The organism is Curtobacterium phoenicis (genome assembly GCF_047238015.1).
Lineage (GTDB): Bacteria > Actinomycetota > Actinomycetes > Actinomycetales > Microbacteriaceae > Curtobacterium.
Genome location: NZ_JBDFLZ010000002.1, coordinates 3,057,555 through 3,076,209 on the forward strand (window position 1 = coordinate 3,057,555; position 18,655 = coordinate 3,076,209).

Annotated in this window: 17 protein-coding genes; 12 read left to right on the plus strand and 5 right to left on the minus strand. The window is 71.5% G+C overall.

What is annotated here, in order from left to right; all coding sequences use genetic code 11:
- Complete coding sequence (locus ABC270_RS14605) at positions 1-690, plus strand: NUDIX hydrolase (RefSeq protein WP_412881454.1); 690 nt, start codon at positions 1-3, stop codon at positions 688-690.
- Here ABC270_RS14605 and ABC270_RS14610 read toward each other — a convergent pair.
- Positions 665-1,846: an ROK family protein gene (locus ABC270_RS14610; protein ID WP_412881455.1), complete on the minus strand. Its 1,182-nt coding sequence runs from the start codon at positions 1,844-1,846 to the stop codon at positions 665-667. The two genes, ABC270_RS14605 and ABC270_RS14610, sit on opposite strands and share 26 nt — an antisense overlap.
- 135 nt (positions 1,847-1,981) lie before the next feature.
- Between ABC270_RS14610 and ABC270_RS14615 the strand changes: the two genes are divergently transcribed.
- From ABC270_RS14615 to ABC270_RS14640, 6 genes are all read left to right on the plus strand, one after another.
- Positions 1,982-3,280, plus strand: a complete 1,299-nt coding sequence (locus ABC270_RS14615) for an ABC transporter substrate-binding protein (RefSeq protein WP_412881456.1) — start codon at positions 1,982-1,984, stop codon at positions 3,278-3,280.
- 10 nt (positions 3,281-3,290) lie between these two features.
- On the plus strand, positions 3,291-4,250 hold the full coding sequence (locus tag ABC270_RS14620) for a carbohydrate ABC transporter permease (protein WP_412881457.1): 960 nt from the start codon (positions 3,291-3,293) through the stop codon (positions 4,248-4,250).
- Entirely contained in the window at positions 4,250-5,155 is a 906-nt protein-coding gene (locus ABC270_RS14625; protein ID WP_412881458.1) for a carbohydrate ABC transporter permease, read from the plus strand. The genes ABC270_RS14620 and ABC270_RS14625 overlap by 1 nt, the downstream gene beginning before the upstream one ends.
- Before the next feature lie 32 nt (positions 5,156-5,187).
- Positions 5,188-6,870: a glycoside hydrolase family 13 protein gene (locus tag ABC270_RS14630; RefSeq protein WP_412881459.1), complete on the plus strand. Its 1,683-nt coding sequence runs from the start codon at positions 5,188-5,190 to the stop codon at positions 6,868-6,870.
- Positions 6,871-7,245: 375 nt separating this feature from the next.
- Positions 7,246-8,193, plus strand: coding sequence for an ABC transporter ATP-binding protein (locus ABC270_RS14635; RefSeq protein ID WP_412881460.1), 948 nt, complete (start codon positions 7,246-7,248; stop codon positions 8,191-8,193).
- Positions 8,190-9,416, plus strand: coding sequence for an ABC transporter permease (locus ABC270_RS14640; protein ID WP_412881461.1), 1,227 nt, complete (start codon positions 8,190-8,192; stop codon positions 9,414-9,416). The genes ABC270_RS14635 and ABC270_RS14640 overlap by 4 nt, the downstream gene beginning before the upstream one ends.
- Here the strand turns inward: ABC270_RS14640 and ABC270_RS14645 are convergent.
- Positions 9,370-10,113, minus strand: a complete 744-nt coding sequence (locus ABC270_RS14645; protein ID WP_412881462.1) for a TetR/AcrR family transcriptional regulator — start codon at positions 10,111-10,113, stop codon at positions 9,370-9,372. The two genes, ABC270_RS14640 and ABC270_RS14645, sit on opposite strands and share 47 nt — an antisense overlap.
- Before the next feature lie 111 nt (positions 10,114-10,224).
- Positions 10,225-10,890 (minus strand): nicotinamide riboside transporter PnuC, encoded by a 666-nt coding sequence (pnuC, locus tag ABC270_RS14650; RefSeq protein WP_412881463.1) that lies wholly within the window; start codon positions 10,888-10,890, stop codon positions 10,225-10,227.
- 166 nt (positions 10,891-11,056) lie between these two features.
- On the opposite strand from pnuC, the gene ABC270_RS14655 reads away from it, so the two are divergent.
- Entirely contained in the window at positions 11,057-12,865 is a 1,809-nt protein-coding gene (locus tag ABC270_RS14655) for a PQQ-binding-like beta-propeller repeat protein (RefSeq protein ID WP_412881464.1), read from the plus strand.
- Between the two features lie 74 nt (positions 12,866-12,939).
- A complete protein-coding gene (locus ABC270_RS14660; protein ID WP_412881465.1) occupies positions 12,940-13,467 on the plus strand; it encodes a hypothetical protein in 528 nt (175 codons plus the stop codon).
- Between the two features lie 241 nt (positions 13,468-13,708).
- Here the strand turns inward: ABC270_RS14660 and ABC270_RS14665 are convergent, their stop codons facing one another.
- Positions 13,709-14,578, minus strand: a complete 870-nt coding sequence (locus ABC270_RS14665) for an SDR family oxidoreductase (RefSeq protein WP_412881466.1) — start codon at positions 14,576-14,578, stop codon at positions 13,709-13,711.
- Between the two features lie 165 nt (positions 14,579-14,743).
- Here ABC270_RS14665 and ABC270_RS14670 point away from each other — a divergent pair, with 165 nt between their 5' ends.
- From ABC270_RS14670 to ABC270_RS14680, 3 genes are all read left to right on the plus strand, one after another.
- Positions 14,744-16,234: a cryptochrome/photolyase family protein gene (locus ABC270_RS14670; RefSeq protein ID WP_412881467.1), complete on the plus strand. Its 1,491-nt coding sequence runs from the start codon at positions 14,744-14,746 to the stop codon at positions 16,232-16,234.
- Between the two features lie 177 nt (positions 16,235-16,411).
- A complete protein-coding gene (locus tag ABC270_RS14675; RefSeq protein ID WP_412881468.1) occupies positions 16,412-17,767 on the plus strand; it encodes a GNAT family N-acetyltransferase in 1,356 nt (451 codons plus the stop codon).
- Entirely contained in the window at positions 17,767-18,297 is a 531-nt protein-coding gene (locus tag ABC270_RS14680; RefSeq protein ID WP_412881469.1) for a DUF2087 domain-containing protein, read from the plus strand. The genes ABC270_RS14675 and ABC270_RS14680 overlap by 1 nt, the downstream gene beginning before the upstream one ends.
- Here ABC270_RS14680 and ABC270_RS14685 read toward each other — a convergent pair.
- The gene (locus ABC270_RS14685) at positions 18,279-18,629 is read right to left on the minus strand and encodes a hypothetical protein (protein ID WP_412881470.1); all 351 of its coding nucleotides are present in this window, start codon (positions 18,627-18,629) and stop codon (positions 18,279-18,281) included. The genes ABC270_RS14680 and ABC270_RS14685 overlap by 19 nt on opposite strands.
- Positions 18,630-18,655 lie beyond the last annotated feature (26 nt).

The following is an 18,655-nucleotide window of genomic DNA, read 5'->3' on the forward strand; positions in this document are numbered from 1 at the left end:
GTGAGCGACGAGCAGGCACGGGCAGCGCTGGCGACGGTCGGGCGGGACACCACCGCGCCGCTCGTACCGGCCTTCCCGGCCCTGCCGTCACCTCGACGGGCCGCCGTCCTCATGCTCTTCGGCGTGCTGGACGACCGCCCGAGCGACCGCCGCGCGTCGACGCCGAGGGTTTCCGACGACCTCGACGTCCTGCTCCTCCGACGCGCGGACACGCTCCGTGCCCACCCGAGCCAGGTGGCCTTCCCCGGGGGCCGGATCGACGCAGGCGACGCCGACGCCGCGGACGCCGCACTCCGCGAAGCGCACGAGGAGACCGGGCTCGACCGGAACGGCGTCGACGTCCTCGGCGTCCTGCCAGCGGTGCCGCTCGCGTTCTCGAACCACCTCGTCGAGCCGGTGCTCGCGTGGTGGCGCGCACCGTCGCCCGTCCGGGCCGTCGACGAACGCGAGTCGGCCACGGTATTCCGCGCCCCGGTCGCCGACCTGCTCGACCCGGCGCACCGTGGCGTGACCGTGATCCGGCGGGAGGGTCAGGAGTGGCGCGGTCCGGCCTTCACCCTCGACACGCCACACGGGACGGAGACCGTGTGGGGCTTCACGGCGATGCTGCTCGACGCGCTGTTCGACCAATTGCAGTGGACGGAGCCGTGGGACGACCGGGCCGTCATCCCGCTGCCAGCGGAGCGCTGACCGCGGGAGGGACGGGGAGCGACAGCGCGAGCGGCTCCGACCGCACCTCGTCGAGCGCCCGGGCGACGGCGCCGAGCACGACGACGTCGGCCCCGAGCCTCGAGGCCACGAGCTCCGGGACGGGGTCGTAGTCCCAGCCGGCGAGGTGCACGCGAGCTCGTTCGAGCACGGGCCCGACGGCGTCCGCTATCGCACCGGCGACGACCACGCGGTCGATGTCGAGCAGGCTGGCGAGAAGCACACTCACCCGGGCCAGACGGTCTCCGAGCCGGTCGACGACCTCGACCGCGACCGGGTCGCCGAGCGCGACGGCCTCGAACAGGCGCTCCGAGCCGTTCCGCCCGGCGAGCAGCGACCCCGCCGGGATCCGGTCAGCGGCCTCCGCGACGAGCAGGCGCGCCGTCGCGCCGATGCCCTCCGGGGACCCGACTCCCTCGACCAGGTCGAGCACACGCATCTCCCCCGCCCCGCCGCGTGCACCGCGCAGCAGCACGCCGTCGACGACGATCCCGGCACCGAAGCGCTCACCCGAGAGCAGCGCGGCGAAGGAGGCGTCGCCGGAGGACGGTCGCTCCGCGAGCGCGGCGAGGTTCGCGTCGTTCTCGATCACGAGGCGTCCGTGCCCGCGGAGCGCGCCGAACCCCGGGTTCATCCGCCCCCAGAAGCCGCTGTCCCGCGGCGAGGCACCGCGCACGTCGACCGGCGCGGGGATCCCGACGACGACCACGAGCACCCGGTCCGCGCCGACCCCGGCGTCGGCGAGCGCCTGCGCGACGGCATCTCGCACCGCCCCGAGTCGCACGTCGACGTCGAGCCCGGTGTCCCCGAGCGACGTGGCCGCACGACCCCGGACGACACCGCGGAGGTCGGCGACCGCGACCGACACCCGGTGCTGCCCGGCGTCGACGCCGACCACCACCCCCGCATCGTCGGACAGCGCGTACCGGCGCGCGGGACGACCCTTGTGGTACTCACCCGCGGCACGGGCGTCGTCGAGCGCCCGCAGCCAGCCGAGCTGGACGAGTTCGTCACACGCGGCGAGCACCGTGGACCGGGTCAGTCCCGTGCCCGCGATCGCCTCCGTCGCGGTGAACGCGCCGGAGGCGAAGGCGTACGCGAGCACGACGTCGGCACTCGTCCCTCGACCCTGCGGCATGGTCGGCACACTACCGCGGAACGAGTTGCTTGCGCGATTAGATTTTCTCGCTAGATTTAGTCGTGCGGGTCGACACGGGAGCCGACCCGCGGCACGGAACGGCAGGGACGCCGGGTCCGTGCGGACGGAGACGACGTGCAACCACACGCCACGAAGGGGACGGCCGCCGCGGTCAGCCGACGGTCCTTCCTGCTCGGTGCCGGCGGCATCGGTGCGGGCCTCGCGCTCGCCGGGTGCGCACCGCTCGGAGGGTCGAGCGCACGCCCCGAGACGATCACCTTCTACGTGTCGAAGCCCGAGGTCATCGGGTACTTCGACGACGTCATCGCGAAGTTCCACGACAGCCAGTCGAGGATCCGTGTCATCCGCGACTCGACCTCGAACATGTCCGCGAACTTCGTCCGGAACCGACCGCCGGACCTCGGCTGCCTGAACTACAACTACGCGATGGTCTCGTTCGTCGAGCACGGCGCCCTCACCGACCTGTCGGACCTGCCGGAGAAGGACACCATCAACCCGGACCTGTGGCCGCTGATGCGGCAGACCGCGGACTACCCGGGCCGCACGAGCGTCCTGCCGTACTCGGTGACCGCCGCGTCGGTGATCTACAACAAGCGGATCTTCGCCGACCAGGGCATCGAGGTCCCCACCACGTGGAGCGCGTTCCGCGACGTGTGCGAGCGCCTCCAGAAGGCCGGCATCACCCCGATGTACGGCACGTACAAGGACAACTGGACGATCGCGCAGGGCATGTTCGACTACTCCGTGGGCGGCATGCTCGACCTGCAGGAGACCTTCGCAGCGCTCGACCGCGAGGGCACGACGGTCGGGAAGGGCTCGCGCGTCTCGTTCGAGAAGGACTTCGCCGCCCCGGTCGACCGCATGGTCGACCTGCTGCAGTGGCACCAGGAGGGGGCCGCGAGCCGCGGCTACGGTGACGGCAACCTCGCGTTCGCGCAGGGGAAGGCCGCGATGTACCTGCAGGGCCCGTGGGCACTCGGCGAGATCGCGAAGTCGAACGGGGACATCGACCTCGGCACCTTCCCCCTCCCCGCGACCGACGACGCCGCGGACAACAAGGTGCGCGTGAACGTCGACCTCGGTCTCTGGATCCCGGAGGCCTCCCGCAAGCAGGAGGCCGCCCGCGAGTTCCTGTCGTTCCTGATGAGCCCGGCGGTCAACGACAAGTACAACGCGGACAACAACGGCTTCGGCGTCCGGAAGGACTCCCCGCCGGCGTCGAACCCCGCGCTCCGCGGCATGCAGGACTCGTACGACCAGGCCGACTTCTACCTCGGCGCCTCGCAGCTCATCCCGGCGGAGATCCCGGTCGCGAACTACCTGCAGTCCATCGCCTTCGGCGGTGCCCCCGCTCCGCAACTCCGCACCCTCGACGGCGACTGGGCGCGACTCGCGCTCCGCACGGCCGCGTAAGGAGACGACCTTGGCCACCACCACGACAGAATCCGTCACGACGGCGGGCGCCCGCCGACGGGGCGGAGCCGCACCGCGCCTCCAGTCCGGACGAGCCGGGCTGCGCACGACGCGCAGCCGGGTCGACCCGCTCTTCCTCGTCTTCCTGATCCCCACCCTCCTGCTCTTCACGCTGGCGATCACGCTCCCCGCCGTGATGGGCATCGTCCTGAGCTTCACCGACTCCGTCGGGTTCGGGGACTTCCGGTTCATCGGTCTGACGAACTACGTCGCCGTGTTCAGCGACCCGGCGATCCTGCAGGCGTACCTCTTCACGATCGGGTTCTCGCTCGTCACGGTCCTCGTCGTCAACGCGCTCGCGTTCCTCCTGGCGATCGCCCTGACCTCGAAGATCCGCGGGAAGATCGCGCTCCGCGCCGTGTTCGTGCTGCCGATGGTGATCTCCGGGATCGTCATCGCGTACGTGTTCTCGTTCCTGTTCGCGAACAGCCTGCCGGCGCTCGCGACCGCCCTCGGCTTCGCGCCGCTCGAGCAGAGCATCCTCGCGAACCCGGACCTCGCGTGGGTCGCGGTCGTCATCGTGACCGCGTGGCAGGCGATCCCGTCGACGCTCCTCATCTACATCGCCGGGGTGCTCTCGATCCCCGCCGAGGTGTACGAGGCGTCGGCGCTCGACGGGGCGTCGTCGTGGCGGCAGCTCGTGTCGATCACCGCGCCGCTCACGGCGGGCTACATCCTCATCAACCTCGTCATCGGGTTCAAGAACTTCCTGAACTCGTACGACATCATCGTCGGCCTCACCGACGGCGGCCCTGGTACCTCGACCACGTCCGTCGCGATGTCGATCTTCAAGGGCTTCAACGGCGGCGACTACGCCTACCAGATGGCGAACGCCACGATCTTCTTCGTCATCGCGGTCGTCATCGCCGTGATCCAGCTGCGGGCGACCCGCGGGAAGGCAGCGCTCTGATGACCATGCAGGCACCCCTCCGACCGGGGACCACCGCGACCGGGAGCATCCGCTCGGTCGACGCCGACCGCAACGCCGGACGCCGCGGCGAGCGCGTCAACTGGCCGGTCACGATCGTCCTGGTCCTGTGCGCGCTCTCCGTGCTCGTGCCGCTGTACGTCACGATCACGATGGCGTTCAAGACCACGTCGCAGGCGGTCGACGGCAACGCGTTCTCGCTGCCGGCGCCGTTCAGTGTCGACGGGTTCGTGCAGGCCTGGGAGCTCACGGACTTCCCGCGGGCGTTCGGCGTCTCCGTGCTCGTCGCGGCGATCACCGTCGTCGGCACGATCCTCCTCGCGTCGTTCACGGCCTACGCGATCGCCCGCAACTGGGAGCGCCGGCTCTTCCGCTGGTCGTTCTTCTACCTGCTCGCCGCGATGTTCCTGCCGTTCCCGGTGCTGGCGCTGTCGCAGGTGAAGCTCACCGGCATGGCGCACCTGGACAACCCGCTCGGCGTCGCGATCCTGCACGTCATGTTCCAGCTGTCGTTCAGCGTCCTGCTGTTCACGGCGTTCCTGCGGTCGATCCCGGCCGAGCTCGAGGAGAGTGCGCGCATCGACGGTGCGAGCACGGGGCAGGTGTTCTGGCGCCTCGTGTTCCCGCTGCTGGCACCGATGAGCGCCACGGTCGGCATCTTCGCGTTCCTCGCGTCCTGGAACGACTTCGTGATGCCGTCGCTCATCACGTCCGACCCGGCCCTGCAGACCCTGCCGGTGCTGCAGCAGATGTTCCAGACGCAGTTCAGCAACAACTACAACGTGTCGTTCGCCTCGTACCTCATGGCGATGGCACCCGCGATCATCGTCTACCTGTTCACGCAGCGTTGGGTGATGGCCGGGGTCACGCAGGGCGCGATCAAGTGACGGACACCACCACCGAGAGGACCTCCCCCACCATGACCGACGTGCTCGACCCCGCGGCGACGCCCGCCGTCACGCCCGCCCCGACCACGACCGACGAGACCTGGTGGCGCCAGGCGAGCGTCTACCAGATCTACCCCCGCTCCTTCGCGGACGCGAACGGCGACGGCATCGGCGACCTGCCCGGTGTGACGTCGCGGGTCCCGTACCTGGCGTCGCTCGGCATCGAGGCGGTCTGGCTCAGCCCCTTCTACCCGTCCGCCCTCGCCGACGGCGGCTACGACGTCGACGACTACCGCGACGTCGACCCGCGCCTCGGCACGCTCGACGACTTCGACGCCATGGTGTCGGCGCTGCACGCTGCCGGCATCCGGGTCATCGTGGACGTGGTGCCGAACCACACGAGCGACCGGCACGAGTGGTTCCGTGAGGCGCTGGCGTCGCCGAAGGGCAGTGCGGCGCGCGACCGCTACGTGTTCCGCGACGGCACCGGGCCTTCCGGCGAACAGCCCCCTGCCGACTGGGTGTCGATCTTCGGCGGGCCGGCGTGGACAGCGGTCGGCGACGGCCAGTGGTACCTGCACAACTTCGCGAAGGAGCAGCCAGACCTCAACTGGGCGAACCGCGAGGTCCGCGACGACTTCCTGCACACCCTGCGCTTCTGGTCGGACCGCGGCGTCGACGGCTTCCGCATCGACGTGGCGCACGGCCTCGCGAAGGACCTGCCGGAGGGCGAGCTGCCCTCCTGGGCCAAGGTGCTCGCGAGCCCGAAGGACGGGCAGCACATCCTCTGGGACCGTGACGACGTGCACGAGATCTACGCCGAGTGGCGGAAGGTCTTCGAGGAGTACACCCCGGCCCGCACCGCGGTCGCCGAGGCGTGGGTCGCCGCCGACCGTCGTGCCCGGTACGCCAGCGCCAAGGGGCTCGGGCAGGCGTTCAACTTCGACCTGCTCGAGGCCGACTTCGACGCCGGTTCGTTCAAGCAGATCATCGAGTTCAACCTCGGGCTCGCGGAGCAGTCCGGCTCGTCGACCACGTGGGTCTTCTCGAACCACGACGTCGTCCGCCACGCCACCCGCTACGCACTCCCGGCCCGGAACGGTGCGGAGGAGAAGCAGGGCTCGGCCTGGCTGCTCGCCGGCGGGTCGCAAGACGCCCTCGACCGCGACCTCGGCCTGCGTCGAGCCCGTGCGGCGACGCTCCTCGAGCTCGCACTCCCCGGCTCCGCGTACCTGTACCAGGGCGAGGAACTCGGCCTGCACGAGGTCGGTGACATCCCCGACGCCGAGCGCCAGGACCCCGCCTTCTTCCGCAACCCGGGTGTCGACGTCGGCCGCGACGGCTGCCGCGTCCCGATCCCGTGGACGACGACCGGTGAGAGCCTCGGCTTCGGCCCGGGCGGCGCGCACCTGCCACAGCCGGCGTGGTTCGCCGAGTTGTCGGTCGAGGCGGAGGACGCCGACCCCGACTCGACGCTGAACCTGTACCGGAAGGCCCTCGGGCTCCGCGGACAGCTGCAGTCGGAGGAGCACCTCGAGTGGCTCGAGACCGGCCGCGACGACGTCCTCGCGTTCCGACGCCCCAACGGCTGGACGAGCGTCACCGTCTTCGGCGACGAGCCGTACGACCTCCCCTCCGGCGAGCTCCTGCTCGCCTCCGCGCCGGTGGCAGACGGCGCACTGTCGGGTGTGGGGACGGCCTGGTTGCGGTCCTGAGGGACGTCGCGTCCCCGACGCGACCAGGAGACGGACTGGAGGCACGGTGCAGGCAGGCACCGTGCCTCCAGTCCGTCAGGGGCCGCGTCAGCGATCCGGGTCCGGCGGTCCCGGGCGTGCCTGGTGGAACCGGGCGTGCCTGGTGGAACCGGGCGCGCCTGGCGGAACCGGGCGTGCCTGGCGGAACCGGGCGTGCCTGGCGGAACCGGGCGTGCCTGGCGGAACCGGGCGTGCCTGGCGCGTTGTTCGGACCCGGCATGCCCGTTCCGACCATGCATCGCAACCGTTCTGGGTGAGAACTGGCCCCGCATGCGACCCCGCGCGAGCACAGGCGCGAGCGGCACTGCGTCAGCGAGCGCCGGTAGGGTCGGCGGCATGAGTGGGGCGAGCATCGACGTGCGGGACTTCGTCATGCGGTTCGGGGACCGCACCGTGGTGGACGGGCTGTCGTTCGACATCGCCCCCGGCGAGACGTTCGGCCTGCTCGGCAGCAACGGCTCGGGCAAGACCACCACCATCCGGGCACTGCTCGGCATCACGACGCCGACCTCCGGGACGCTCACGATCGACGGACACCCGTACAAGCCGGCGACCGGCGGCATCGGGTACCTCCCCGAGGAGCGCGGGCTCTACCGCAAGGAGTCCGTCATCGACGTGATGACGTACTTCGGGCAGCTCCGCGGACTGGGCCGCCACGACGCCACGGCGTGGAGCCACGAGTACCTCGAGCGGGTCGGCCTCGCGGACCGCGCGAAGCTCCGGGTCGACAAGCTCTCCGGCGGGCAGCAGCAGAAGGTGCAGCTCGGCATCACGATCATGGACCGGCCGCGCCTGCTCATCCTCGACGAACCGACGAAGGGCCTCGACCCGGTGAACCGCCGGCTGCTGTTGGACCTGGTCGACGAGCGGAAGGCCGACGGAGCGACGGTGATCCTCGTCACGCACCACATGGACGAGGTCGAACGGCTCTGCGACCGGATCCTCCTGCTCAAGGACGGCGCCGCTGCCGCGTACGGGACGATCCCGGACGTGCAGGACGCGTTCGGCGGTGCGGTCGCCAAGGTCGGGCTCGACGGGCCGGTCCCGCCGTCGCCGCTGTACCGGCTCGCCCGGCACGAAGGCCACGTGGCGTACCTCGTCCCGACCCGCGCGGCCTCGGCTGACGGGTCGGACATCCTCGCGTCACTCGTGGGAGCGGGCGCGCACGTGACCGGGTTCGAGATGCGCCGGATCCCCCTCGACGAGATCTTCGTGCAGGTGTACGGGCACGACGCCGGCGCCGACCTGGTCGCCGACGAGCCCTCGACAGGAGCAGCAGCATGAGCCGGCTGGGCACGGTCGTCCGCTTCGAGTTCGTCCGTGCGGTGAAGAAGCCCGCGTTCTGGATCGGCACCCTCGCGCTGCCGATCGTCATCGTGCTGGTGACCATGCTCGTGGGGCTCGGGCAGTCCGCGGGCGCCGACTCGGTGGTGTCGAGCAGTTCAGCGACGAAGACCCTGTTCCGCTACGTCGACCACTCGGGGCTGGTGTCCGAGCAGGTCGCCGAGCGGTGGGGCGGACAGCCGTCGACCGACGCCGCCGCCGACCGCGCGGCCGTGCGCGAGGGGCGGCTCGACGCGTTCATCGAGTTCCCCGCGTCGCCGGAGACGTCGTCGATCCGGGTGGACGCAGCCGACCGCGGGCTCTTCGGCAACGGGCGGTACTCGTCCCTGGCGGAGCGGGTGGTCGAACAGAGCGTCGCCGCGTCGGTCGACGACCCACAGGCGGTGCAGCTCCTCCGGAACCCGCCGTCCGCCGACGTCACGACCTACGCCGACGGAGCGGTCGCCCCGGGATGGGTGTCGGTACTCCCACCGGCCCTCTACGCCGCCGCCTTCTTCGGGCTGGTGATCCTGCTCGCCGCGCGGATGGTGACCGTGGTCGTCGAGGAGAAGGAGAACCGGATCTCCGAGATGATCCTCACGACCGTCACGGCCGGGGACCTCATCCGCGGCAAGGTCGTCGCGATGCTGCTCGTCGGGCTCGTGCAGATCGGAGTGTTCCTGCTCCCGGGGCTCGTGACGTTCGCCGTCGCCCTGCCGCTGTTCGCCTCCCGACTCGGCGGCATCGTCGTCGATCCGTGGCGGATGCTCGTCGGGGCGCTCCTGCTCGTCGGCGGGGTCCTGCTCGCCTCCGGTCTCTTCGTGGCCGTCGGCGCCGCCGTCCCGTCGATCAAGGACGCCTCATCGCTGCAGTCCGCCGCGATCTTCGCCCTGATCATCCCCGTCTACGCGGTGTTCTTCGTGGTGACGAACCCGACGTCGCCGGTCGCAGCGTTCTTCACGTACTTCCCCACGTTCACCCCCGTGACCGCCATGGTGCGCAACGCGGTCGGGTCGCTCAGCGTCACCGAGTCGATCGTCTGCATCGTCATCGTCTGGGTCGTCGCGGCGGTGCTGCTGTGGTTCGCGCAGTACCTGTTCCGGCACTCGGTCGCGCAGTACGGGTCGAAGGTGACCCTCAGGCAGATCGCGTCGTGGCGTCGGGCACGACCGGCCGGCCGGTGACGCCCGGCATCGAGACGGGCGAAGCCGGCGCCGCGCCCGGAGCGGGTGCGGCGGCCCGGTCGGTCGAGGAGGTTGCCGACGGTGCATCGAGGTCCCAGGCCGGCACCTCGCGTTCCCGCCATCCCTGACGGAGCGTCCGGACGGCACGGTCGTATTCGACGAGGACGTCGACGTGCGGGCGCACGAGCATCTGGATCTGCAGGCCCTCGTAGACGGCGAGCAACTGGGTCGCCGCGACGTCGGGCGGGACGACCGACCGTTCGACGTCGGTGTCGAAGTCGCGCTGCAGGCCGGCCGTCAACTGCCCCACGTACTCCTCGAAGCGCTTCCGGAACAGCTCGGCGAAACCGGTCTCGGCCGCGGCGATGTTGATGACGCCCGCGAGCACCCGGACCAGCCCCGGGTCGGCGACGTCCTCCGCCAGGGTCATCCGCACGTGCTCGATCGTGCAGCTCGGTTGCACGCTCCGCCGTGTCCCGCGGAGCTGCGTCCAGCGGTCGTAGGTGACGAGCAGGAGCGCGTCCCACGTGGGGAAGACGCGAGCGACGGTTTCCGTGGTGACGCCGGTCACCTCGGCGACGACGGTGGCGTCGACCTGGTCGAAGGGGTGCAGCCGGTAGGCGCGGATGGCGCCCCGGACGATCCGCTCGGCGAGCGACTGTTCGTCCTCGAGCGCGGCCGCGTGCTGGTCGGTCATCCGACCATCTCACCCGAAGCGTGAGCAGATGTCTGCAACCCGAGCGGGGGTGTCGCGATCATCGCCCGTCGGCCGCCCTCCGAGGCGGAGGCGAGCCGTGTCTCCCGGCCGTCAGCCCACCGTCACCGGCGCCGCCGGCGGCTTCGTCCGCTGGCGCATCCAGACGAAGAACCCGGTGAGGGTGAACACCCCGTAGAAGACGTACATCAGCCCGGACGCGTAGTAGCCGGCGGAGAACAGCAGGGGCACGCCCACCAGGTCGACGGCCACCCAGACGAGCCAGAACTCGACCCACCCCTTGGCCATGCCGTACGTGGCGAGCAGGGAACCGACGAAGATCCACGCGTCGCTCCACACCGGCTCGTAGGAGCCGAGCGCCCGGAAGATCGGGGTCAGGATCGCGGTGCCGCCTACCATCCCGAGGACCAGCAGTCCGCGGGCCCGCCAGGAGGCCCAGTGCGGGTCGATCACGGTCGTCGCCTCCGCCGGGCGGTGCGTCCAGCGGTACCAGCCGTAGACGCTCACGACGATGAACATGACCTGGCGGCCGGCCTGGCCGAGCAGGTTCACCGGGTTCGGGGTGTCGAAGAGCGCACCCATGAAGACCGTGAAGAGCAGGGCGTTGCCGACGATGCCGACCGGCCAGGCCCACACCTTGCGACGCATGCCGCCGAGGGCGCTGAGCAGGCCGAAGACGTTGCCGATGACCTCGCGCCAGAGCACGGTCTGGTCGCCGATGACGATCTGCGCGTCGAACAGCCACCGCACGATGCCCATGGGCCCTCCTCGTTTCCGGTCGGTGCAACGGTAGGGGCAGGGGCCGCATTCCGGCGGCCGTGCTGCGCGGTGTGACATGAGTGACGCTCGCGGACTAGGTTCGAGCAGACGCTGTTCGAGGCGTCCCGGGTGTGCCCGGCCGCGCCCGACCCGAACGGAGACCGTCATGCAGTGGCGCTCGCCCATCACGCTCCTGCTCGCCGCTTGCATGCTGCCCGTCGCCGTGGTCATGCCCGGGACGACCGTCGCTGCAACCGCAGCGACACTCCCGGTGATCACGCCCACACGACTGCCCTACCCGTCGGGCGGGAACAGCGTCATCGGGACCGGCAACGACGTCGGCAACCAGAACGCCCAGCTCAACGACTCGGTCCCCGCCACCGTCGCGCCGAGTTGGCGCAACTCGCCGGCGCTCTGCCCGCAGTCGGGCGGCGCTTCGGCTTCGTCCATCAGCGTGAGCCGCACCCTCACCGTGGTCGTGGAGTCGCAGTACCAGTGCGCGAGCGTGTCGGCGTACTCGCTCACCGACGGGAAGCTCGTCTGGCGGAAGCCGTACCACTTCGCCGTCGAGGCCACCGTGAGTGCCGGGAAGGTCTACGTCCTGCACGACGCCCCCGAGATCTCCGAGTTCCAGATCGACTCGTTGTCGGCCCGGACCGGGGGGCTGCTCTGGAAGGGTGCGGTCGTCAACGGCCAGGGTGGTTACGGCTTGAGCGTCGGAGCCGGACTCGTCGCGAACGACAGTCATGTGAGCTCTGCTCGTACCGGCGGTTCCCTGTGGCGCGCGCGGTGGGACGTCGGCGATCACGGTCGATCGATCATCTCGGGTGGCAAGGTCTTCTACTCGACCCTGTACGGCGTGACGGCCACCGACTCGAAGGGCAACTGGCTCTGGCGCACCGTCTACCCCGACGGACTCAGCGGCGCGTCCCCGCAGACGTCCTCGGCGAGACCATCCGTGCACGACGGGTTGCTCTACCTCCCGGGCTCGAAGACGATCGTCGTCGACCCGAAGACCGGGAAGATCGTCCGGCTCCTCCCGTCGTCGTACAAGTCGATCGCGTTCGACGGCCGAACCGGGTTCTTCACGACGCTCGGGTCGAACCGGGACATCTCGACGGAGGCAACGGTCCCGTCGACGGTCCGGGCGGTAGACCTGCAGACCGGCGTCGTCCGCTGGACCTACTCGTTCCCGCAGAAGGGGTGGTCGTCATGGAACCCCGACACCGCGCCCCTCGTCTCGAACGGTGTCGTGTGGGCGGCGTCGACCAGCGACAGCAACGACCCGACCACGATCGTCGCACTCGACGAGAAGACCGGCACCCAGCGGTCCGAGTTCGTGGCTGCGTGTGAGGACGGGGGCGGGGGCGGGAACATCGCGATCGCTCAACACCGTCTCTTCGTGTCGACGGCTTGCGGCGTGCAGACCTACGTCGCGTCGAAGACGCCCCCGGTCGTCCCGTCGTCGGGCGGGGCGCTGTCCGATCCGGGCTTCGAGCGTGGGACGGACGGCTGGGAGGCGATGGGTGCCGCATCGGTGACCCGCGCGTCCGCCGTCCGGCGAAGCGGGACCGGGGCGCTGACCCTGACCGCGGCGTCCACCACCGCGGGGACCATCGGCGCCACCCGGACCATCGCCACCGACGCGCAACGCCGCGCCTGGTTCGAGGCGAGCTGCTGGGTGCGACCCAGCAAGGCCGGGATGAGCGTGGCGTTCCGGACACGTGAGTGGTCGCCGACCGACCCGTCGACGACACCCACGACGCCCGAACCCATCAAGGGAACTGGCGGGTGGGACGTCTCGAACCTCGCGGTCGGCGTGTGGACACGGCTCGACACCCTCCATTCGGGTCCCGGAACGGTGAACGAGGCCGGAAACTCGATGGCCGTGCAGATCACGTCGAAGAACGCGGCAGCGATCGGTGGCACGCTGATGGTGGACGACTGCACGGTCACCGGCGGGCCCCCGTCCTGACGGCCGTTCCGGACGTGACCGCACGGGGAAGCTCAGACCGTCGATCGGCGCGTGGCGGGCTACGCTCGGGAGCCGTGACGGACGGGGTGGCACGGGCGGAGGAGCTCCTCGGCGATGCCGCGCGGGCGCTCGACGCCGCCGACGCCCGCGACGAGGCACTCGGCGAGTACGTCGAGCCGAAGGCACTCCTCGGCATTCGCCGCGACCCGACGATCCGCTCCCTCGGCCGGGTGTGGCGGGTCGGGGCGCTGCTGCTCGGCTCCTCCCCCGAGACGGCCGGACGGGTGTGGGCGACCGGACGCATCACGCGCGTGACCGAGCCCGGGCGGTCGCAGTTCGTGTCGGTGTCGGCCGAGGTGCGCCGGGCCTACCGGGCCGCGGCGCAGAAGGGGCACTTCGCGCCCGGTGACACCGTGAACCACAGTGCGACGCCGATCCCGCTCGACGAGACCCTGGTCGACGGGGACGGCGTGCTGTTCGTGGCCGACGGCGTCCCGCTCGTGCGGTGGTCCCCCACGGCGGGCGACGCGGTGCCGCTCGAGGGGTACCTGGCCGACCGGGTGGCGCTGCTGGTCGATCCGCCGAAGGGCGCGACCGACTGACGGACCAGTCGTGAGCGGCTGACGGACCGGGCGCGAGCGACTAACGGACCGGGCGCGACCGACTGACGGACCAGTCGTGAGCGGCTGACGGACCGGGCGCGAGCGACTGACGGACCGGCCGCAACCGGCTGACGGACCGGCCGCAACCGGCTGACGGACCGGCCGCAACCGGCTGACGGACCGGCCGCAACCGGCTGACGGACCGAGCGCGGTCGACCCCGTTGCGGGGACGCCGTGACGGCTAGAGCGAGAACCCGCCGTCGGACGTGAGGAGCTGGCCGACGACCCAGCTCCCGGACGACGTCGCCAGCCAGCCGATGAGCTCGGCCGGGTCCTGCGGCGTCCCGACCCGGCCGAACGGCGTGGTCGCGAGGTACTCCTGCAGCCCGTCGAGCGAGCGGTCGGTGGTCTCCGCGTCCATGTAGCCGGTGTTGACGGGCCCGGGGTTGACGGTGTTGAGCACGATGCCGAGCTCGAGCAGCTCCTTCGCCACGGTGGCGGTCACCCCGGCGAGCGCGGCCTTGCTCGCGGCGTACGCCACTTCGCCGATCATGGCCCCGTGGATCTGGCCGGAGGTCATCCAGAACACGTGCCCCTGGGCCTCGGAGTACGGACCCGTCCCGGTGATCCGGTCCCCCGGCCGCCGCGGTGCCTCGGTCCGCGGTGCGAGGCGGCGGGCGAACTCGGCCGTGAGCAGCAGCGTCGACCGGGTGTTGACCTCCCAGAACGCACTGAGTCGCTCGGGGGTCATGTCGAGGATGCTGCCGTCGTCGCCGCTCTTGGCGTGGTTGCAGACGAGGACGTCGAGCCGCCCGGTGAGTGCGGTGGCGGTGTCGATCAGCCCCGGGATCACGGTCGGGTCGGAGAGGTCGCCGGGCACGTCCGTGAACCGTGCCCCCTCGGTGAGGTGCGCGCGGAGACCGTCCCGGACAGCGTCGAGGTCGTCACCGCCCCACGGCAGGTCGAGGTCGTGCGGCCGGTGGTGGTGGACGACGATGCTCGCGCCGAGGTCGGCGAGCTTCGACGCGACGGCGAAGCCGATCCCCCGACGGCGTGAGACACCGGTGACGAGGGCGGTCTTGCCGGCGAGGGGCAGTGCGGAGGAGGGCATGGTGAACCTTTCGACGGCGCCGAGCGGCGCGTGGATGGGAGTCGAAGAACGGTTCAGCGGCACTGCATGTCCGTCACCCTACACAGACCGGGCCACCCGCGGAACCGCCGTGGAGTCGGGGGACGCACCGGGCCACCGGTCGCACGCTCGCGTACCGTCCGCGGCATGACCGACCCGCGCCGCCGACTGATCCTGCCCGGCCAGTACGGCCCGGACTTCGACGACGGCGGTCCGCTCCTCGTGGTCGAGGCGCGGGAGTTCTTCACCGCGAGGCCGATGCACCGTGCGAAGGCGCACCTCTGGTTGAGCGCGCTCCGGCACCGGGTGCAGGCGCTCCGGGACGCCGGGGAGGGCTACCGGGTCGAGCACGTGCAGGTCGACGCCCTGAAGGACGCACTCGTCGGCCGCGACGGCCTCGAGGTGGTGGACCCGCCGTCGCGGACCCTCCGCGCGCAGGTGCGTCACTGGGGCAAGGGCACTGAGGTGCTCCCGAGCCGCGGTTTCGTCACCGACGAGGACGAGTTCGCCGAGTGGGCCGCCCAGGGCACCGGCCGCTTCCGGATGGAGGCGTTCTACGAGCGGGTGCGCAAGCGCGAGGGCTGGCTCATGCGCTCGGACAAGCCGATCGGCGGGAAGTTCAGCCTCGACGACCAGAACCGCGAGTCCCCGCCGAAGGGCGCCACGACACTCGGGCTCCCCGAGCCGTGGTGGCCGGAGGAGGACGACGTCGACGCCGAGGTCCGCCGAGACCTGGACCGCTGGGAACGGGACGGACTCGCCCGGTTCGTCGGGGCCGACGACCGACGCCGCTTCGCCGTCACCCCGGACGAGGCTCACCGTGCGCTCGACGACTTCGTCCGCACCCGGCTGAACGACTTCGGCCCGTACGAGGACGCGACGCTCACGAACGACTGGACGATGGCGCACTCGCTGCTCAGCGTGCCGATGAACCTCGGCGTGCTCGACCCGCGGGACGCGATCGAGGCGGCGCTCTCGGCCCACCGCGACGACGACGCCCCGCTCGCGAGCGTCGAGGGCTTCGTCCGGCAGATCGCCGGGTGGCGCGACTACGTCTGGCACCTCTACTGGTGGTTCGGCGACGACTACGGCGCGTCCGAGAACGCCCTGGACGCGCACGAGCGGCTCCCCCGGTGGTGGCGCGAGCTCGACGCGTCGGACATCGACGCGGCCTGCCTCCACACGGCGATCGAGGGGCTGCACGACCACGGCTGGCTGCACCACATCCAGCGGCTCATGGTCCTCGGGAACTTCGCCCTGCAGCGCGGCTACGACCCGGTGCACCTGACGGAGTGGTTCACCGACGTCTTCGTGGACGGCACCGACTGGGTCATGCCCGCGAACATCATCGGGATGTCCCAGCACGCCGACGGCGGGATGGTCGCCACGAAGCCGTACGCCTCCGGCGGGCGCTACATCGACCGGATGTCGGACCACTGCGGCGGCTGCCGGTACGACCCGACGAAGCGGGTCGGCGAGGACGCCTGCCCGTTCACGGCCGGCTACTGGGCGTTCCTCGCGCGCACGGAGCCCGCCCTGCGGAACAACAACCGCATGGCGCGTCCGCTGCAGCAGATGCGGAAGCTCTCGGACCTCGACGACGTCATCGCCCAGGAGGCGCGGCGCGGCACCCCCTGACGGCCGGCGTCCGCGGGGTGGGCCGTCGCGGCGGGGCCGACCCGTGCCTCCAGTCCGGTACCCTGCCGCGTCACCGCGGTGCTGCCGCGTCGTGGCGGCCCTGTCGCGTCGTGGCGGGCGCTGTCGCGCCGCGGCGGCGCTGTCGCGCGCCGAGCCGCTCCCGATAGTGTCGAGGACGTGAGCAACGAGGCATTCGACGAACGGTACGAGCTGCGCACCATCGCGCCGGCACTCGACGAGCAGGGTGCGCCCACCGCGGAGACCGACGCGTGGATGCGTGCGGTCAACATGGGCTTCCACGAGACCGACGCGAAGCCGGAACACGCCGCGCGCGCCGTCCAGGAGTTCGTCGCCGACGACCAGACCTGGCTCGGCGCCCACGTCCGGAACCCGCTCCCCGGCTCGGTGGACGAGACCTGGCCCGCGGGCACCTTCGCCTGGTTCCGCAAGGCCCTGAGCTGGGGCGACGGCTCGACCATCGACACGCAGGCGATCTCCGCCGTGACCGTCCGGCCCACCGAACGCCGGCGCGGGATCCTCCGCGCGATGATGACGCACGCGCTCGAGCAGGGCGTCACCGAGGGGTACCCGATGGCGTCCCTCACCGCGTCGGAGGGCACGATCTACCGTCGGTTCGGGTTCGGCAGCGCCATCCGGGAGCGGGCCGTCCGTGTCCGTCGGGCCCGTGCGCTGCCGCTGCTCGCGCCGACCTCCGGCACCGTCACCGTCGTGACGCCCGAGTGGCTCGAGGCCGGCCCCGCCCGCGAGGTCTTCGCCCGGTTCGACGCCCGCACCCCTGGCTCGATGGTGCGGAACACCGGGACGTGGCCCGTCGCCCTCGGGCTCCGCGGGTACGACGGCGAGCCCGCGAAGGACGTGCGCGCCGCCGTGCACCGGCCGTCGTCGTCGGATGCCGCTGCTTCCGCTACGGACGATTTCGACGGCTACGTGACGTGGCGGGTCAAGGAGGGCCACGGTCGCGACGACGACACCGTCCTCGAGATCGTCGACCTCGTCTACGCGACCGACGAGGCGTACCTGTCGCTCTGGGAGTTCCTACTCTCGATCGACCTCAACGACGTCGTGCGGTACTCCCGCTCGCGGCTGGACGACCCGATCGTCGCGGCGCTCGGTGACAACCGGGCGTACGACGTCGAGCACGAGGAGGACCACGTTTGGCTGCGGGTCCTCGACGTCGCCGCCGTGCTGGAGTCGCGACCGTACGCCGTCGACGGGTCGCTGACCCTGGCGGTGTCTGACGCGCTCGGGTACGCGGCGGGGACCTACCGGCTCGACGTGGTCGACGGGCGCGGGTCCGTCACGCGGATCGCCGATGCGCCCGACGGGGGCGCCGACGGCGCTGCCGACGTACGTCTCGACGTCGCCGACCTCGGTGCGGTCCTCATCGGTTCGGTCTCTCCCACGACGCTCGCGGCCGCCGGGCTCGTCAAGGCCGACGACCCGGCCGCGGTCACCCGGCTGCGCGCGATGCTGCTGCCGGAGCGGACGCCGCACGGGATCACGTACTTCTGATGGACTCGGGTGCGGGGGCGTCGTCGGGTGCGGGCGCCTCGTCGCGGGCAGGCGCCTCGTCAGGGGCGGGGCCGTCCGACGTCGCGCGGGCGGTTGCCCGTGCTCGGCAGGCCGTCGCGGTGCTCGCCAGCCCGACGCTCCGCGCCGCGCTGCTCGGCGGCGGCGAGCTCGACGACCGGACCCGCGCGGCGGTCGACGCCTTCGACTGGGTGGACGAAGACGGGCCAGACCGCGCACTGCTCGGGTCGACCGCGCGGACGCTGCAGCTGCTCCAGGCACCGGCAGCGGCCCTCGAGTTCGACCGGATCGCACGGATGCCGCACGCCGAGGCCGAGCGCGTCCCCCTGTCCCTCCGCATCGTCGGGATCGTGGGCGAGCGGCTCGGTCGTGCACGGCCGATCAGCGAGCCCGTGCTCAACGCCGCCATCGCGATGTTCGCCGAGGACGTGGCGATCGTCCGGCGGGACGCGGTCGACCTGGGGCTGCTCCAGCGCACCGAGGACGGTGCGTCCTACCGGTTCGCCGGCTGAAGCACCACGCGGTCGAGGCTCATCACGGGGACGACGACCGGCCAGGGCTCTCCGTCGAGGAGCACGGACCGGAGGCCCAGCGGTAGGCCGGGGGCATCGTCCTCGGTGACGACCGAGCCCTCGAGGCCGAGCAGGTGTCCGGAGCCGCGGCTGTAGCGCACGCGGTCGCCGACGACGGGCAGGATGACGGTGTCGGACACGGACTCGACGTCGTCCTCGTGGGTGAGCGCGAGGACGAGTGCGAGCCCGCGGCGGTCGAACCCGCCGGGTTCGTCGAGCGCGTCGGGCTCGTCGAGCTCGTCGACGGCGTTCAGCGGGATGGCGAGCAGCACAGCGCACTCCCCTTCGCCTCGTCGCG

What these genes read in the sequence shown, in the direction of transcription:
- ABC270_RS14665 (WP_412881466.1), bottom strand. Translation starts at nt 14,578, where the DNA reads ATGCCCTCCTCCGCACTGCCCCTCGCCGGCAAGACCGCCCTCGTCACC.
- ABC270_RS14670 (WP_412881467.1), top strand. Translation starts at nt 14,744, where the DNA reads ATGACCGACCCGCGCCGCCGACTGATCCTGCCCGGCCAGTACGGCCCG.
- ABC270_RS14610 (WP_412881455.1), bottom strand. Translation starts at nt 1,846, where the DNA reads ATGCCGCAGGGTCGAGGGACGAGTGCCGACGTCGTGCTCGCGTACGCC.
- ABC270_RS14640 (WP_412881461.1), top strand. Translation starts at nt 8,190, where the DNA reads ATGAGCCGGCTGGGCACGGTCGTCCGCTTCGAGTTCGTCCGTGCGGTG.
- ABC270_RS14655 (WP_412881464.1), top strand. Translation starts at nt 11,057, where the DNA reads ATGCAGTGGCGCTCGCCCATCACGCTCCTGCTCGCCGCTTGCATGCTG.
- pnuC (WP_412881463.1), bottom strand. Translation starts at nt 10,890, where the DNA reads ATGGGCATCGTGCGGTGGCTGTTCGACGCGCAGATCGTCATCGGCGAC.
- ABC270_RS14635 (WP_412881460.1), top strand. Translation starts at nt 7,246, where the DNA reads ATGAGTGGGGCGAGCATCGACGTGCGGGACTTCGTCATGCGGTTCGGG.
- ABC270_RS14645 (WP_412881462.1), bottom strand. Translation starts at nt 10,113, where the DNA reads ATGACCGACCAGCACGCGGCCGCGCTCGAGGACGAACAGTCGCTCGCC.
- ABC270_RS14630 (WP_412881459.1), top strand. Translation starts at nt 5,188, where the DNA reads ATGACCGACGTGCTCGACCCCGCGGCGACGCCCGCCGTCACGCCCGCC.
- ABC270_RS14680 (WP_412881469.1), top strand. Translation starts at nt 17,767, where the DNA reads ATGGACTCGGGTGCGGGGGCGTCGTCGGGTGCGGGCGCCTCGTCGCGG.
- ABC270_RS14625 (WP_412881458.1), top strand. Translation starts at nt 4,250, where the DNA reads ATGACCATGCAGGCACCCCTCCGACCGGGGACCACCGCGACCGGGAGC.